This is a genomic window from Rhizobium sp. BR 362 (genome assembly GCF_036528765.1).
In the GTDB taxonomy this organism is placed as follows: Bacteria; Pseudomonadota; Alphaproteobacteria; order Rhizobiales; family Rhizobiaceae; genus Rhizobium.
The window spans coordinates 192,693-208,976 of the sequence record NZ_JARWGH010000001.1 but is presented as its reverse complement, the minus strand read 5'-3'; the positions used below and the strand labels follow the sequence as shown (position 1 = coordinate 208,976).

Below are 16,284 nucleotides of genomic sequence, written 5' to 3'. Positions count from 1 at the left end.
AAGGGAGGGAAACTGAATCAAGTACTTGCGAGCAATTGTATGATGAAACGGCCCGAATTTCGACTGGCGGGCGGATAAACTATTGTTTCAAGCTGATGAGACGGGTGTTGCCCATCAATTGCTCGGAACGCCCAGTTTCTCCAATCGACTTGCAGGAATGCGTCCCTTGACGGCATATGAAAAGGCGGCAACCTTCAAAGCATCCTCGTCAACCTGGCATTTGAATTGAACCTGTTGCCATCCTTTTGGCGTTTGAATTGCAACGCCATCGCCATACAAGCCGGTCGTGGAAATCATCGCGGGCGAAAGAGCAGAATTTATGAAGCCGACAGCGCGTAGCTCATGCCCGAATTGCAGCTTTTCCTCGCTGTTGCAAAGCTGCCTGACACGCTCAAGCCGCGGCAGCTTTTTCCAGGCGTCCAATTCGTCCTTCGACATACGCGCCATTTCCGTACCGGAATAGAAGCGCTTGGCTTGGATGAATTTGCCCTGTCGTCCACCGGTCTTGTCCGCAGGCTTTTGCTGGGTCTGCGACGGACCGGATGTCGACGCCTGTTGTGTAGTGTCCGCTGACGACGACTGCTGCGGTCGTGGTTGAGGCTCGGGAACGAAGGTGGTTCCGGCTGTTGAATCGTTGGAGGTGCCGGAGATCGATTGATCCTGCGATTGTTGCTGCGGCTGTGCGCCTCCGGTCGTCGGAACAGCAACATCCGGCGCGACCTTGGGATCAGCCGCAGCCTGCTGTTGTGCATTCTGGTCAACCTGCCCTTCGGCCGTCTTCGATTGTCCCGCAACGGGATCAGACGCCGCTCCGTTCTTTTGATCCGCCTGCATGCCTGCTTGATCCGTCGAAGGCTTATCCGGCTCCGTAACCTGGGTGTCGGACGCCTGGTCCGTCGCCAGCTCCTGCGGCATCGGCGTCGATGCCGGATCACTGGAATTCGGATCCGTTGCAGACGTTGCGGCATCCGCCTTGGCAGCCTTTGCCTCTGCGTCGGTCTTCGCTGCTTCCTCTGCCGGTGCCTCTTGTGAAGCGGCATCGCTTGCGGGCGGCGTCACATTTGTCTGCGGCTGTGCATTGGCCGCTGCCGCAGCCTCGGCCGCCAAAGCGTCCAGCACCGTTTGATCGGCAGTTTGCTGTTGCGGCGGCGGTGTCTGGTCCTGCTTCTGCGCCTCCGTTGCCGGATCGGAGTTAGGCGGCGTCTGGTCTTGCTGCTTCGTTTGAGTCTGATCGCCTGTCGCCGGCGTCTGGTCTTGTGGCTTCGTTTGATTATCGGCTGATGTCGGTGATGGCGTATCACCTGGCTGCGTGGCCGGCGCCGGCTGATCGGCCTTCACATCGGCAGGCTTGTCGACCTGCGCCTGTTCCTGGGATTTGGCATCCTGATCCTGAGCATTCGGAGCGGGCCCCTCCTGCGTCTTCGTCTTGCTCTCGTCGCTCAGTTTGTCGGCGGTCTGCTCGCCCTCCGTTTTGTCGGTGGCGGAGGCGGCCTTTTCCTTCGAAGGATCTTTCTGATCAGGCTTGGGCGTCGGGGTCGGCACGCGGCCGGAGCGCTCGGTCGGTGTCGCAGCATTTTCTGCCTGCTCCTTGGGCTGCGGCACCATCTCGACATGGATGCTGTCTTCCGGCTGCGGTATCGGCATCGCCACCACTGGCAGCAGGAAAAGCGCCGCGAAAAACAGGATGTGCAGCAGGATGGAAGGGATCAGTCCCCATCGACGCTCATCCGGCTTTCGCTGTTCGGCAACGCGCTCCATCGGTCAGCGGCCGAAAGGCTGACGACGCAGGGCAGACGGAGAAGCGCTCAACAATTTCATCCAAATCTTACCGAATAAGCGGCACCCACGATGCCTAGATCCCCAACATATGGTGTTAAACATCAAGGCCAGAAAGAGGCGGCCTGGAAATTGCAGACCCCTAGTCTGACCACAGCTCCGCAGTGCCAGGAAAACAAACCTGCGTGAACCCGGCAAAGTCTGGAGGAAGACCCTCGTCAATACGCTAACATACAAAGCGGCTCCTTTAGAAGAACTCGTCGGGAACCGGTAGTGACATCTGACAAACTAAAAACCCGGCTCGCTTCCACGAACCGGGTTCTAATTTCATAACAGCACAACCGCTTAGCTATCGAGGAACGAACGCAGCTTTCTGGAGCGGCTCGGATGCTTCAGCTTGCGCAGCGCCTTGGCTTCGATCTGACGGATACGTTCGCGGGTAACCGAGAACTGCTGGCCGACCTCTTCGAGCGTATGGTCGGTGTTCATGCCAATGCCGAAGCGCATGCGCAGTACGCGCTCTTCGCGCGGCGTCAGCGATGCCAGAACGCGGGTCGTCGTTTCGCGCAGGTTCGCCTGGATGGCGGCGTCGATCGGCAGAAGCGCATTCTTGTCCTCGATGAAATCGCCGAGATGGCTATCCTCTTCGTCACCCACCGGGGTTTCGAGCGAGATCGGCTCCTTGGCGATCTTCAGCACCTTGCGCACTTTTTCAAGCGGCATGGCGAGCTTTTCGGCCAGCTCTTCCGGCGTCGGCTCGCGGCCGATTTCGTGCAGCATCTGGCGCGATGTGCGGACGATCTTGTTGATCGTTTCGATCATGTGCACCGGAATACGGATGGTGCGTGCCTGGTCGGCGATCGAACGGGTGATCGCCTGCCGGATCCACCATGTCGCGTAAGTCGAGAACTTGTAGCCGCGGCGATATTCGAACTTATCGACCGCCTTCATCAGGCCGATATTGCCTTCCTGAATGAGATCGAGGAACTGCAGGCCGCGGTTGGTGTATTTCTTGGCGATGGAGATGACAAGGCGCAGGTTGGCTTCGACCATTTCCTTCTTGGCGATACGCGCTTCGCGCTCGCCCTTCTGCACCATGTGCACGATGCGGCGGAATTCCGAGATCGAAATGCCGGTTTCGGTCGCAAGATTCTGAATTTCCTGGCGGATATCGCGGATCGTGGTGTTTTCGGCCTTGGCGAATTCCTTCCAGCCGCGAGCGGCGAGATTGCCGATCGACTTCATCCAGTTCGGATCGAGCTCGGCGCCCTGATATTGCTCCAGGAAGCTATCGCGCTTGACGCCGTAGGATTCGGCAAGACGCAGCAGCCGGCCTTCGTTCTGCACGAGGCGCTTGTTGATGTCATAGAGCTGCTCGACCAGAGCATCGATGCGGTTCTGGTTCAGCGAGAGCGACTTGACGGACTTGACCAGCTCGTCCTTCAGCTCCTTGTAGCGGCGCTCCTGCGCCGACGACAGCGTGCCGGAAGCCGACAGGCGCTGCTCGACCTGCTGGTCCTGCAGCTTGCGCAGCTTCTTGTAGGTTTCCGCGATCGTGTCGAGCGTCAGCATGACCTGCGGGCGAAGCTCTGCTTCCATCGCCGCGAGCGAGAGGCTGGATTCGTCCTCGTCCTCTTCCTCCTCCTCGACCGGCATGCCTTCGCCGCCGACATCGGTGATGTCGTCATCGCCGGAGGAACGGCCACGGCGGGCCTTTTCCTTCTCTTCAGCGGCCTTGCGGTCGGCCTCGATCTTTTCCGGGCTCTGGAACTGCGGTGCCGCCTTGGCCTCGGGACCGGAATAGGTCGTTTCGAGGTCGATGATTTCGCGCAGCAGGGTGGTGCCTTCGTTGAGTTCGTCGCGCCAGATGATCAGCGCCTGGAACGTCAACGGGCTTTCACAGAGGCCACCGATCATGGTTTCGCGGCCGGCCTCGATGCGCTTTGCAATCGCGATTTCGCCTTCGCGCGACAGCAGTTCGACAGAACCCATCTCGCGCAGATACATGCGCACCGGATCGTCAGTGCGGTCCGTCGGCTCTTTCTTCTTGGTGGTTGCAAGCGCCGAACCGCCGGAAGGCGCAAGCTCGCCGCCTTCACCATCCTCGTCGCCGCTGGAATCGTCGTCGTCGGCGCCACCGGCTGCCGCGCCCGCCTCTTCGACATCTTCGTCTTCAATGACGTTGATGCCCATATCGGAGAGCATAGCCATCGTATCTTCGATCTGCTCCGACGTCACTTCTTCGGACGGCAGAACGGCGTTGAGCTCGTCCATCGTCACATAGCCGCGCTTCTTCGCGGCCTTGATCATCTTCTTGACCGCGTCGTCGGAAAGATCGAGAAGCGGGCCATCGGAGGCGCCGTCGCGTTCGACTTCAGCTTCTTCGTTCTCTTTGACCTTGGTTGCCATCTCTATATCGTCGCTTTCCCTGACGCTTAAAACTTACACGCGGTGAATAACCGCTCTGGCCCGGCACGCCTCGCGCCAGTCCCGAATCACCGACAAACACCTAACGGAATGACCTTTAATGCCTGATTAACCACGATCACCGGCTCCCGACAGCAAAGCTGGATTGCCTTTGGAATTCCGGCCATGGTATATGTGATCCGCCTGACCCAGTTCACCGTTTTTCCGAGGACAAACGGTGATTCCTACAATTTTTGCTCTCGTCAAGCTTTTCCAGCAAAAAAGCCTGTTAAAATCGTGAAAAAGCCTTATCCACAGGCTCAACACGCCCAGAAACAATTGCTTCCCGTATTTAGGAAGTCCCCGCGCGATGACAAGGGCAGGTCTATGAAACCACCCGCATTTCCGCAGTTGGCGGCAATGCTGACGCGCTTGGACCACAAATTTGCTTAAATCCAGTCCATCACCACCTTGCCGGAATTGCCGGAACGCATAGCTTCGAAGCCATCGCGGAATTCATCGATTTTGATGCGGTGGGTAATGACCGGCGAGACGTCGAGCCCGCCTTGAACGAAGGCGATCATCTTATACCAGGTCTCGAACATCTCGCGTCCGTAGATGCCCTTCAGATTGAGCATCTTGAAGATCACCTTGTTCCAGTCGATCTCGAAGCCGGCCGGCGCGATGCCGAGAATGGCGATCTTGCCGCCATTGTTCATCTTGTCGATCATGTCGCGAAAGGCGGGGGCGGCACCCGACATTTCCAGACCGACATCGAAACCTTCGGTCATGCCGATAGATTTCATCACATCGGCAAGATTTTCCTTGGACGCATCGACGACATGCTCGATGCCGAGCTTGCGGGCGAGTGCCAACCGGTTGGGATTAATATCCGTGATGACCACCTTTCGCGCGCCGGAACGCTTGGCGACCATGGCACCCATGATACCGATCGGTCCCGCGCCGGTGACCAGCACATCTTCGCCCACCAGATCGAAGGAAAGCGCGGTATGCACCGCATTGCCGAAGGGATCGAAGATCGCCGCCACCTCGTCCGGAATATCGTCGGGAATCGGCACGACATTGGATTCGGGAATGCAGACGAATTCGCCGAAGGAGCCCGGACGATTGACCCCGACGCCGCGCGTATTGCGGCAGAGATGCCCCCTGCCCGCCCGGCAGTTTCGGCACTTGCCGCAAACGATATGTCCCTCGCCGGAGACACGTTCGCCGACATGGTATTTCGTGACCGCCGAGCCGATCTCGGCAATTTCGCCACAGAATTCATGGCCGACCACCATCGGCACCGGAATGGTCTTTTGCGCCCATTGGTCCCAGTTCCAGATATGCACATCCGTGCCGCAGATTGCCGATTTCCTGACCCGGATCAGCACATCGTTCGGCCCGACCTCGGGAACCGGAACCTGCTCCATCCACAGCCCGACCTCAGGCTTCGATTTGACCAGCGCCTTCATCATGTTCGACATGAGCTGTCGTCTCCATTCGATTCAAATGATTCCGAGTTCACGTCCCGCGTCGGCGAAAGCCGCAACGGCGCGTTCGACATCGGCTTTTGAATGTGACGCCGACATCTGCGTGCGGATGCGCGCCTGGCCCTTCGGCACGACCGGGAAGGAGAAGCCGATGACGTAGACGCCCTTTTTCAGCATCAGCGCCGCCATCTCCTGCGCCAGCTTTGCATCGCCGAGCATGACTGGAATGATCGGATGATCGGCGCCTGCCAAGGTGAAGCCAAGCTTGGTCATTTCGCTGCGGAAAAACTTCGCATTGCCTCGGAGCCGATCGCGGAGATCGTCGCCGTTTTCGATGAGGTCGAAGACTTTCAACGAGGCCGCCGCAATGACCGGAGCCAGGGTGTTGGAGAAGAGATAGGGGCGCGAGCGCTGCCGCAGCCAATCGACGATCTCGGCCTTGGCCGAAGTATAGCCGCCCGATGCACCGCCGAGCGCCTTGCCGAGCGTTCCGGTAATAATATCGATCCGGCCCTCCACGCCGCAATATTCCGGCGAACCGCGGCCATGCTCACCGACGAAGCCGACCGCGTGGCTGTCGTCGACCATGACCATCGCGCCATATTTTTCGGCGAGATCGCAGACGCCTTCGAGATTGGCGATGATACCATCCATGGAGAAAACACCGTCGGTGGCGATCAGCTTGAACCGACTGCCCTCGGCCTTCTTCAGCTCCTCCTCCAGGGCTGCCATGTCATTGTTGGCGTAGCGAAAGCGCTTTGCCTTGGAGAGGCGCACGCCGTCGATGATCGAGGCGTGGTTCAGCGCGTCGGAAATGATGGCGTCCTCCTCCGACAATAGTGTCTCGAACAATCCACCGTTGGCATCGAAGCATGAGGAATAAAGAATGGTATCTTCCATGCCCAAAAAGGCAGATATCCGCGCCTCGAGCTGCTTATGCTCCTCCTGCGTCCCGCAGATGAAGCGCACCGAGGCCATGCCGTAGCCATAGCGATCAAGCGCCTTCTTCGCTGCCTCGGCCAGTTCTTCGTTATCGGCGAGCCCGAGATAGTTGTTGGCGCAGAAATTCAGCACCCGCCCGCCGCCAGCCACGGCGATTTCGCCCGCCTGCTTGGAAGTGATGACCCGTTCGGATTTATAAAGGCCCGCATCCTTCAGACCGGCGATTTCGGACTGAAGATGGGAGATGAAGGCAGATGTCATGATGAACCCGCTTTCTCGAAAAGAGATGGATCGTCTAACAACGACATCATGGAATTAGCACATCTGTCCACATCATGTCGCGAGGAAGGCGTCAAAGCAGCGGCCAAAAGTGTCGCTGGTTTGAATATCGCGTTGATGACATACAGATATACAAGGGAGATATATCTACGGCACTCTATATTCGCGACGCCGAAGTGGACGCTTTAGCCAACGAAATTCAGAAACTGACAAAAGCACCCACGAAAACTGTCGGAAAGACCTTCCTCTGCGCGAGCGACTGGCACGCTCTAAAGCAATGGCCGACGCTCTAGGCCCAAATGACCCACATTTCGACATGAAGACGTTTAGGGATGAAATGTGGGGCGATGCCTAATGTTTATCGACGCATCGGCAATTGTCGCAATATTAGGCGAAGAGCCCGGCTACGAAGAAATTGAAAAAAGCCTGGCAAAGGTCGATGGCGATTTCTATGTATCTCCGCTCGTGAAGTTCGAGGCAACCTTGGCCCTCGCTCGCCGCAAAACTGCCGCCCCTGGACAAAAACCGTCGCTATCTCTCCTTCTGCGGGCTGGACAAGCTGTTGATGCATTTATCGAAGACATCGGCGCACAAGAAATTGAAATCTCGTCGGACATCGGCAAAGCCGCACTGGAAGCGAGCGCCCAATATGGCAAAGCTGTAGGGCACAAAGCCGATCTCAATTTTGGCGATTGCCTCACCTATGCCTGTGCCAAAATCCTGAATGTCGGCTTGCTCTACAAGGGAAATGACTTCGCTCTCACCGATATTGGATAAAGGAAAGAGCCCGCTGCTCAACTCTCCTCGAACGCCCGGATCACCTTCAGGAACGCATCTCCGTAGCGTTCCAACTTCGACTGCCCCACGCCCGAAATGCTGAGGAGAGCATCGCGACTCGTCGGCCGCTCCGTGGCAAAGGCAATCAGTGTCGTATCCGGGAAGACGACGTAAGGTGGCACGCCGAGCGCCTTGGCGATCCTGGCGCGCTCGCTTCTCAACGCCTCGAACAACGGCTGGGCCTCGCCCGACAGGCTTGACTGCCGCTTTTCGATCCGAGCCGCTTTCTTGGTGCGCCGGCCCGTCTCCGGCCTATCCTTGCGGAAGAAAACCTGACGCTCGCGCTTGAAAACCGCCCGCGCTTCCGGCTCCAGCTTCATTGCGCCGAAAGCAGCGTGATCGATGCTGACAAAACCGCTCGCCAGCAATTGGCGGAAAACCGATTGCCAGGTGCGGGCGGGAATATCTTTACCGGCTCCGAAAACCGGCATGTCTACATGGCCGAAGCGCTCCGTCTTCTCATTGACCGTGCCCATCAGCACATCGATGACGTGGCCGGTGCCGAAGCGTTCGCCGGTGCGGTAGACGGCGGCGAGCGCCTTGATCGCCGCTTCGGTCCCGTCCCAGGTCTCGACCGGTTTCAGGCAGGTGTCGCAATTGCCGCAGCCACCGTCATGCCCCTCGCCGAAATGTGCAAGGATCGCCTGGCGCCGGCAGCCGGGCGTTTCGCAGATGGCGAGCAGCGCATTGAGCTTCGCACGCTCGACACGCTTGATCTCCTCCGCCGCTCCGCCCTCGTCGATCATGCGCCGCCGCTGGATGACATCAGCCATGCCATAGGCCATCCAGACTTCGGAGGGTAAGCCGTCGCGTCCCGCGCGTCCCGTCTCCTGATAATAGGCCTCGACGGAACCGGGCAGATCGAGATGGGCGACATAGCGGACGTTCGGCTTGTCGATGCCCATGCCGAAGGCAACCGTCGCCACCAGGCAAAGATCCTCTTCCTTCAGGAAGGCGTCCTGATTGGCATCGCGGACCGACCGATCCATGCCAGCATGATAGGCAAGGGCGCGAATGCCCTGCCCGTTCAACCACGCCGCAGTCTCCTCGACCTTCGCGCGCGACAGGCAATAGACGATGCCGCTATCGCCCCGATGACCATCGAGGAAACGCAGCAACTGTTGGCGTGGCTGATCGCGCTCGACGATCTCATAGGTGATGTTCGGCCGGTCGAAGCTGGTGGTGAAAACCTTGGCGTTTCCGAGCGCCAGCCGTTCGATGATATCGTCGCGCGTGTGCGGATCGGCCGTCGCCGTCAAGGCAATGCGCGGCACGTCGGGAAAGAGGTCCGCAAGCCTGCCGAGATCACGATATTCCGGCCGGAAATCATGCCCCCACTGCGATACGCAATGCGCCTCGTCGATCGCGAACAAGGCGATCTTCGCCCTGGCGATCATTTGACTGAAGCCGTCGGTCAGGATGCGCTCCGGCGTGACATAGAGCAGATCGAGCGTGCCGCTGGAGATGGCGCGATAGACATCGCTTGCTTCTTCCCGCGACAAGGACGAGTTCAACGCCGCCGCCCGGATACCAAGCTGCTTCATCGCCTCGACCTGGTCGCGCATCAGGGCGATCAATGGCGAAACGACGATACCAACCCCGTCACGGCACAAGGCCGGAATCTGGAAACATAGCGATTTGCCGGCACCCGTCGGAAACAGCACGACCGCATCGCCGCCCGAAACCACATGGTCGACCACCTGCTGCTGCTTGCCGCGAAAGGCCGAATAACCATAAACCCGCTTGAGGATGTCGAGCGGCGCGGCTTCCGAATTGTCTCCCGCGAACAACGCATCATCGGCCGAAAATCGCGGCTCCTGTCGATCTGGCTGTGACATCTATCCCTATTTCCCCGCAGTCCCTTTGATGCGGCCGGAAAGCACGCCAAAGCCATCGATGATCGCTTCCTGATTTTCCAGGCGCAAAGCTTCGAGCTGCACTTCCTGCAAGGCGCGCATGAGCTGTTCGATGAGATCACCGTCGTCTTCTTCCGTGGCCTCGGCGATTGCGCGTTCCAGCTCGATCTTGTGCCAACGCAGCGCTTTCGAACGCTTGTGAAGCGCAAGCGCTTGACGATAGCCCTCCCGCGCATCTTCGGTCGCGGCTTCCTCGGTCGCGGTCCAGAGCCGGGCATTGCGCACCTGCTGGTCGAGGCTCTTCAGCAATGCAGCGAAACCCTGCTCCTCCAACTGCTCGAGCAGTCGCTCGCGATTGAGCTGCGGGCCAGCAATCGCTGCCGCCGTACCAAGCAGGGCGGACCACAGGCGCTGCAATTCGCGGCTTTCATAATCGATCGCGGCAATCTCATCATATTCGTCCTGCAGCAGCGCCGGATGATTGACGATGGTCAGCGCCAGTACGCTTTCGCGCAGCCCCGGTATGTCCTGATGACCCTTGATCATGCCCGAGCGGGTCAAACGGTCGGACGCTCTCATGTTGGCCGCCGGCTGCCGATCCCTGCCTTGCCCCCCACGGCCACCGAAAGTGCGGCCATTGCCGTCGCGCGAAAAACCGCGTCCCTGCTGATTGCCGCCGCGCTGAAACTGCGGCTGGAACAGCCCATTCAGCCTGTCGCGCATGTCCTGCTGATAGTGCCGGCGGACGTTCTCATCCGCGATCACCGAAACCATCTGCTTCAGCCGCGCCTCAAGTTCGGCGCGCGCCTCCGGCGTGTCGAAGGTGCCGCTGCCCGCCTCTCGGGTCCATATCATCTCGGCCAACGGCTTTGCCTGCGCCATCACCTTGTCGAAAGGCGCACGGCCGTCGTGGCGCACGAGATCATCGGGATCCTTGCCGTCGGGCAGCAAGGCGAAGCGCACAGTGCGGCCCGGCTTGATATGCGGCAGTGCCAGATCGGCGGCACGATTGGCGGCGCGAACGCCGGCGCCATCGCCATCGAAGCAGAGCACCGGCTGCGGCGTCATCTTCCACAGGAGTTCGAGCTGGTTTTCCGTCAGCGCCGTGCCGAGCGGTGCGACGGCGTTCTCGACGCCAGCCTGATGCAGCGCGATGACGTCCATATAGCCTTCCACCGCAATGATCGTCCCGGCACCGTCATTGCCCTGGGCGGCACGGCGCGCACGCGCGAAATTGTAGAGCACATTGCCCTTATGAAAGAGTTCGGTCTCATTGGAATTGAGATATTTGGCCGGTGCATCCGGCGACATGGCACGGCCGCCGAAGGCGATGACCTTTTCGCGCGAAGACAGGATCGGGAACATGATTCGATCGCGAAAGCGGTCGTAGGAGACCGGCACATTCTCATGCACGACCAGGCCACAGGCTTCCATCTGCTCTTTCAATACGCCTTTGCCGGCCAAAAACTCCTTGAGCGCATTGCGGCTGTCCGGCGAATAGCCAAGGCGGAAGGTCTCGATGGTCCGGCCGGTCAGACCCCGGTCGCGCAAATAGGCGCGCGCCCTCGCACCATTTGCCGCCTGAAGCTGATCCTGGAAGAACTGGGTCGCCATTTCCATGACGTCAAGCAGCGACGTGCGTTCCTTTTCCCGCTTTGCTTCCATGGGATCGGCGACCGGCATGGGAACACCCGCCATGTCGGCGATCTGCTGCACCGCTTCGGGAAAACTGAGACCCTCCAACTCGGTCAGAAAGCGGAAATGATCGCCCGTGACGCCGCAACCGAAGCAGTGATAACGGCCCTTGCGGTCCTCGCAGTGAAAGCTCGGTGACTTTTCGCCATGAAAGGGGCAGCAGGCCCAATAATCGCCACGCGGCACATTGGTCTTTCGCCGATCCCAGGTCACACGTCGGCCGATCACGTCCGAAATGGGGACGCGGTCGCGAATCTCATCGAGAAACGTATTGGGAAATCGCATGACTACCTCTGGCTTGCTCCCATATAATCAGGAACGGAGTCCATTGCCACGAGAACCCGCCACCACACCCGCTATTCACAGCCCCTCTGTTGCAAAGGTCGAACTCAACTTTTCCGATCACAACTCCGTGAAAACTTCCGCTTAATTCAGCTTTCCGCGCCTGTTTGGAAGGCTGTTTTGAGATCGTCTGAGGCAGTATCCAGGTCAAGTTCCTGCAGCCTATATGTGCATTGCGCAAGCCGGACGGCACAGCCTCACCGTGCAAGAAATCCTCGAAAAAGCAAAGGGTTACCGATAATCAGAGTGAATAACCAAGGACGCAAGACAACACGGCCGGTGACCATTATTAAAGATCGAAAGGCGCGCAATCTTGCCCCTCCACGGCGCATTTGCCGCACGGTTCGTAAGCCAAACATTATTTTTTTGTAATTTGATTGTTGGTGTGCGGCGCAATAGCGTTCTTCTCAAGGGACGAGACAAGCCGGCGAACGAATGGTTCGCGACGCGACATGCCGAGACGCCCCTACGGACGGGAAACCAAAGGTACAGGTTTTCAGTTTAGGAGAATTCGAATGCGCGTTCTGCTCGTACCCTTTGCTGCCGCTGCCCTCTTCGCCACAGCTACCTATAGCTCGGCTACGACAACGCAAGGTGTAGCGCCTGCAGCGACGACGAACGTGCTTTATGCCGGCGCCGACTATCAAATGCCGGTTGATATGACAGTTCCGGCCCTCAAGGCCGGCATTAAGGTTCAAATATCCTGGTTGCAGTCGCAAGGCATGGATTTGCCGCAGCAAGTCAGGATCATCAGATAAAGTTCACCCCATACTCAGGTGAGGCACCATCCCTACCCCCGGCGCCGCCTCACCTGAGTGCCTTTGCAATAGGCGTTTGATTTTTGGGCCCCACCCTGCGTCATCAAACGGCTGCAAAGCGCAAGAAGGCAGGAGCTCCCCCAGCTCCTGCCTTCTTTATTTGTCACACAAGTGATGAGAAGCGCCCAAAACCCGTTTCGATTTTCGGCGATTGCCATCGGCTCGGGTCAATCTCCAGCCGTTGCCAATATATTAGTAATTTCGATTTTACATCGTTGCATCCAAATTCAATTGACAATTGATATCGTAAGCCCAATGAATTCCCCGGCTCATCGGAAATCCCAATATGCCATTTGCTGCGGAAGAACTTGCCTCTGATCTTGGTTTCTTCACGACTGTTCTCGGCTGTGCGCGCGAGATGGTTGCCGCATACGCTGAAAACCAACGTATGAGCTCGATTTTTGCTTCACAGCAGCGATGGCTGATGGCCCAAGCCGGGCTTGGACTCTATTTCGGCGGAATCGACGGAGAGCAGCCGGGCTTCTATGCCCGCCGCTTTGTCGATTACATTCTCAAACATGAGATCGCCAGCCACAATACGGCGCTGAGTTTCATCCAGGAAATGCTGGCCTATCGCTATATGCGCTATTTGCCGGATCCACCCGACAAGCGTCTGCGGCCAATCGAGCCGACCGAAACGGCGGTCGAACAACTCTCAAAATGGCTTTATATCCATCTAATGGCGCTAGACAGTTTGGATGGAGGCCAGCGGACTGCGACGCTTGTCGAACGGCCGGGAATCGTTGCAGCACTGCAGCCGGCAATCGCGGAAAGAATCATTGCCAGCGACCGTGTCCGTCATCCCGGCGAGACTTTCGACCTCTTCACCTGGGCAAATTCCGGCGGCGTGGTGATGGATTTCCTGATCTCCCGCATCGGGACGATCGATCCGACGGCGGCAAGAATGATCATCGGCCCGATTTCGTTCAGCGATATCTGCGATCGGTTCCTGATCTCCAGAACGCATGTGAAACGGCTGATGAGCAAGGCGTCCGCTATGGGCAGCGTGGGCTGGGCCGGCAGTCCGGGCAAGAGCCCCTTCTGGCTGTCGCGGGGCTTCATTCAGGAATATTGGGATTATCAGGCCGAAAAATTCGCCATCATCGGCAATGTCTGGGAAGAGACCGTCGGCGCGCTGCCCGCGCCCGCGCCGACGGAGCAAGAAAGATTTACTTCAGCAGCTCTTTGAGGATTCCCGAAGCCTTGGCGAAATCCATCTGCCCGGCATAGCGCTCGCGAAGGGCGGCGACACATTTGCCCATGTCCTTCAGCCCCTGCGCACCGAGTTCGGCCACGACGGCGATGCAGATCTCCCGCACCTTCTCGTCGGAAAGCTGCTCGGGCATGAAGCCCTGGATGACGGCGATTTCCTCGCGTTCCTTGTCGGCGAGCTCCGGACGTCCGCCATCGATGTAGATTTTCACCGACTCTTCGCGCTGCTTAATCATCTTGGCAAGCAACTGCAGGATCTCGTCGTCGCTCGCCTGTTCCTTGCCGAGGCCACGATTGGCGATGTCTTTATCCTTGATCGCCGCGAGGATGAGGCGCACGGTCGAAAGTCTCGCCGTGTCCTTGGCCTTCATGGCATCCTTCTGGGCGTTGGAAAGCGTTTCGCGGATCATGTTTTTAACTCCCTAAGCAGGCCGGCGACGATCACCTAGCCTCTCATTTCACGTTGCCAGTCTCATAGACCATCAGCGGCGATCATTGCAATTGCGTCCGGCCGACCCGAAAGCCGGCGAATTCCTTGGCGGGAAACGAACGGGGCGCATTGACCGACAGGCCTTGTTTGGCTATGTCCAGCACCTGCACATTAGATCGATATGAAGGTCTCAAGCCGCGACGCACGTCGCCGGCTGCAATCTGCGACAAACATGGCGGACGCCCCCGGCCTTTTCAAGGCCGCGCTCGACGCCGGAAACGGGATGACAATGACCGCGACAGCCCCATGGACAACTGAAAAGCCGAGTGCCCTGCTCGTTCTCGCCGACGGCACCGTGATCGAAGGCAAGGGCATCGGCGCGACCGGCAAGGTCCAGGCCGAAGTCTGCTTCAACACGGCGCTGACCGGTTACGAGGAGATTTTGACCGATCCCTCCTATCTCGGTCAGATCGTAACCTTCACCTTCCCTCATATCGGCAATGTCGGCACCAATGACGAAGACATCGAAGATCTGACGCCTGCCGCCCGGCACGGCGCCGTCGGCGTCATCTTCAAGGCCGACATCACCGATCCCTCGAACTATCGCGCTGCGAAGCATCTCGACCAATGGCTGAAGGCTCGCGGCATCATCGGCATGTGCGGCATCGACACCCGTGCGCTGACCGCCTGGATCCGCGAAAACGGCATGCCCAACGGTGTCATCGCCCATGACCCGAACGGCGTCTTCGATATTGAGCAGTTAAAGGCGGATGCGAAGGCTTGGAGCGGCCTGGAAGGTCTCGACCTCGCCAAAGTCGCCACGTCAGGCCAATCGTCGCAATGGTTGCAGACACCCTGGCTCTGGAACGAAGGCTATGGCGAACTCAATGCCGACGATGCCAAATATCACGTCGTCTGCCTCGACTATGGCGTCAAGCGCAATATCCTGCGCCTCTTCTCCGGCCTCGATTGCAAGGTCACCGTATTGCCGGCAACCGCCTCCACCGATGACGTGCTGGCGCTGAAGCCGGACGGCATCTTCCTGTCGAATGGTCCAGGCGACCCGGCGGCAACCGGCGAATATGCCGTTCCTGTCATCAAGGACCTGCTGAAGACCGAAATTCCGTTGTTCGGCATCTGCCTCGGCCACCAGATGCTTGGCCTGGCGCTCGGCGCCAAGACTGCGAAAATGCATCAGGGTCACCACGGTGCCAACCATCCGGTCAAGGATCATACGACCGGCAAGGTCGAGATCGTCTCGATGAATCACGGCTTCGCGGTCGACTCGAACTCGCTTCCGCAAGGCGTTGAGGAGACTCACATTTCTCTTTTCGACGGCAGCAATTGCGGCCTGCGTGTGTCCGGCAAGCCGGTCTTCTCCGTGCAGCACCACCCGGAAGCTTCTCCAGGGCCGCAGGACAGCCATTACCTCTTCCGCCGCTTCATCAATCTGGTGCGCGAGAAGAAGGGCGAAGCCGCCCTGGCCGAGCGTGCCTGAGCACGTCGACCGCCGAACCACATAAAGAGAGCCTCGGATTGGCAATCAATCCGAGGCTTTCTTTTATGCGTCAAGTTGGGAGGTATATGTCTTCACATCGGCTCACGCCTGCAAGCGACGCTGCTTCACGATTTCAAGCTCGCTCGTCATGATCTCCTGCAGGAACTCGAAATCGGACTGTCCGAAGTCGACGAACCCGAATCTCAATCTGTAACCCCAGTTCTTATCCTGGGTGAAATCCAGCCAACCCAGCAAGGGACGAAGCGGCTGTTCGGGCGCATCGAGCCAATCGACATCGCGCCGATAGGCTTTTCCGCAATCCATTTGCGCCTGATAAACCTCGCCCTCGCGGACAAAACCGATGGCCGTGAAGCTTTGGAAACCGTCCTTGCCTCCCATCGTCAGCGATGGCGAATAATAGACGATGCCGTCACCCGGCCTAATGCGCTTCAGCGGAGCCGGCTTGCCATGGCAAACCTGCATGAAGCCATGTTCCCGTCCGAGGCGAACGTGTTCTGCGGACGCCACAGCCAGCCAATAGGATTTCTCGACAGGCTTGGGTCCGCCGCGAGACACGTTGGCGTGCGGCAGAAGGCGCACCGGTGCGCCCGGATTGATCGATTCTTCCCGCGGGAACAGCGCGGCATCGTTACGATTGCTTGCCTTGAAAATCATGATCGTCTCCCGTCGTTGGTATGGC

At 58.6% G+C, this 16,284-nt stretch carries 13 protein-coding genes; 5 read left to right on the top strand and 8 right to left on the bottom strand.

The features are described 5' to 3' along the window. Positions 1-114: 114 nt before the first annotated feature. On the bottom strand, positions 115-1,758 hold the full coding sequence (locus QDY28_RS01010) for a DUF930 domain-containing protein (protein ID WP_331379852.1): 1,644 nt from the start codon (positions 1,756-1,758) through the stop codon (positions 115-117). A gap of 363 nt (positions 1,759-2,121) precedes the next feature. Beyond that, a complete protein-coding gene (gene rpoD, locus QDY28_RS01005; protein WP_331379851.1) occupies positions 2,122-4,185 on the bottom strand; it encodes an RNA polymerase sigma factor RpoD in 2,064 nt (687 codons plus the stop codon). A gap of 183 nt (positions 4,186-4,368) precedes the next feature. Here rpoD and QDY28_RS01000 point away from each other — a divergent pair, with 183 nt between their 5' ends. After that, the gene (locus QDY28_RS01000; RefSeq protein WP_331379850.1) at positions 4,369-4,635 is read left to right on the top strand and encodes a hypothetical protein; all 267 of its coding nucleotides are present in this window, start codon (positions 4,369-4,371) and stop codon (positions 4,633-4,635) included. Here QDY28_RS01000 and tdh read toward each other — a convergent pair. Then, positions 4,632-5,669, bottom strand: coding sequence for an L-threonine 3-dehydrogenase (gene tdh / locus QDY28_RS00995; protein ID WP_331379849.1), 1,038 nt, complete (start codon positions 5,667-5,669; stop codon positions 4,632-4,634). The genes QDY28_RS01000 and tdh overlap by 4 nt on opposite strands. A gap of 21 nt (positions 5,670-5,690) precedes the next feature. After that, positions 5,691-6,878 carry a glycine C-acetyltransferase gene (locus tag QDY28_RS00990; RefSeq protein ID WP_331379848.1) on the bottom strand — a complete coding sequence of 396 codons (1,188 nt, stop codon included), beginning with the start codon at positions 6,876-6,878 and terminating at the stop codon, positions 5,691-5,693. 372 nt (positions 6,879-7,250) lie between these two features. On the opposite strand from QDY28_RS00990, the gene QDY28_RS00985 reads away from it, so the two are divergent. Then, positions 7,251-7,673 (top strand): type II toxin-antitoxin system VapC family toxin, encoded by a 423-nt coding sequence (locus QDY28_RS00985; protein ID WP_331379847.1) that lies wholly within the window; start codon positions 7,251-7,253, stop codon positions 7,671-7,673. Positions 7,674-7,690: 17 nt separating this feature from the next. Here QDY28_RS00985 and recQ read toward each other — a convergent pair whose 3' ends face one another. Both recQ and dnaG read right to left on the bottom strand, forming a co-directional pair. After that, positions 7,691-9,571 carry a DNA helicase RecQ gene (recQ, locus tag QDY28_RS00980; protein ID WP_331379846.1) on the bottom strand — a complete coding sequence of 627 codons (1,881 nt, stop codon included), beginning with the start codon at positions 9,569-9,571 and terminating at the stop codon, positions 7,691-7,693. Between the two features lie 6 nt (positions 9,572-9,577). Next, complete coding sequence (gene dnaG / locus QDY28_RS00975; RefSeq protein WP_331379845.1) at positions 9,578-11,569, bottom strand: DNA primase; 1,992 nt, start codon at positions 11,567-11,569, stop codon at positions 9,578-9,580. A gap of 572 nt (positions 11,570-12,141) precedes the next feature. On the opposite strand from dnaG, the gene QDY28_RS00970 reads away from it, so the two are divergent. Together QDY28_RS00970 and QDY28_RS00965 are read left to right on the top strand one after the other, a co-directional pair. Next, positions 12,142-12,384, top strand: coding sequence for a hypothetical protein (locus tag QDY28_RS00970; RefSeq protein WP_331379844.1), 243 nt, complete (start codon positions 12,142-12,144; stop codon positions 12,382-12,384). A 346-nt stretch (positions 12,385-12,730) separates the two neighbouring features. Next, positions 12,731-13,633 carry a hypothetical protein gene (locus tag QDY28_RS00965; RefSeq protein WP_331379843.1) on the top strand — a complete coding sequence of 301 codons (903 nt, stop codon included), beginning with the start codon at positions 12,731-12,733 and terminating at the stop codon, positions 13,631-13,633. Here the strand turns inward: QDY28_RS00965 and QDY28_RS00960 are convergent. Continuing rightward, the gene (locus QDY28_RS00960) at positions 13,614-14,066 is read right to left on the bottom strand and encodes a GatB/YqeY domain-containing protein (protein WP_331379842.1); all 453 of its coding nucleotides are present in this window, start codon (positions 14,064-14,066) and stop codon (positions 13,614-13,616) included. The two genes, QDY28_RS00965 and QDY28_RS00960, sit on opposite strands and share 20 nt — an antisense overlap. Positions 14,067-14,375: 309 nt before the next feature. Here QDY28_RS00960 and carA point away from each other — a divergent pair, with 309 nt between their 5' ends. Beyond that, the gene (gene carA / locus QDY28_RS00955; protein WP_331379841.1) at positions 14,376-15,584 is read left to right on the top strand and encodes a glutamine-hydrolyzing carbamoyl-phosphate synthase small subunit; all 1,209 of its coding nucleotides are present in this window, start codon (positions 14,376-14,378) and stop codon (positions 15,582-15,584) included. A 102-nt stretch (positions 15,585-15,686) separates the two neighbouring features. Here carA and QDY28_RS00950 read toward each other — a convergent pair whose 3' ends face one another. Then, positions 15,687-16,259, bottom strand: coding sequence for an EVE domain-containing protein (locus tag QDY28_RS00950; protein WP_331379840.1), 573 nt, complete (start codon positions 16,257-16,259; stop codon positions 15,687-15,689). Between the last annotated feature and the right edge of the window lie 25 nt (positions 16,260-16,284).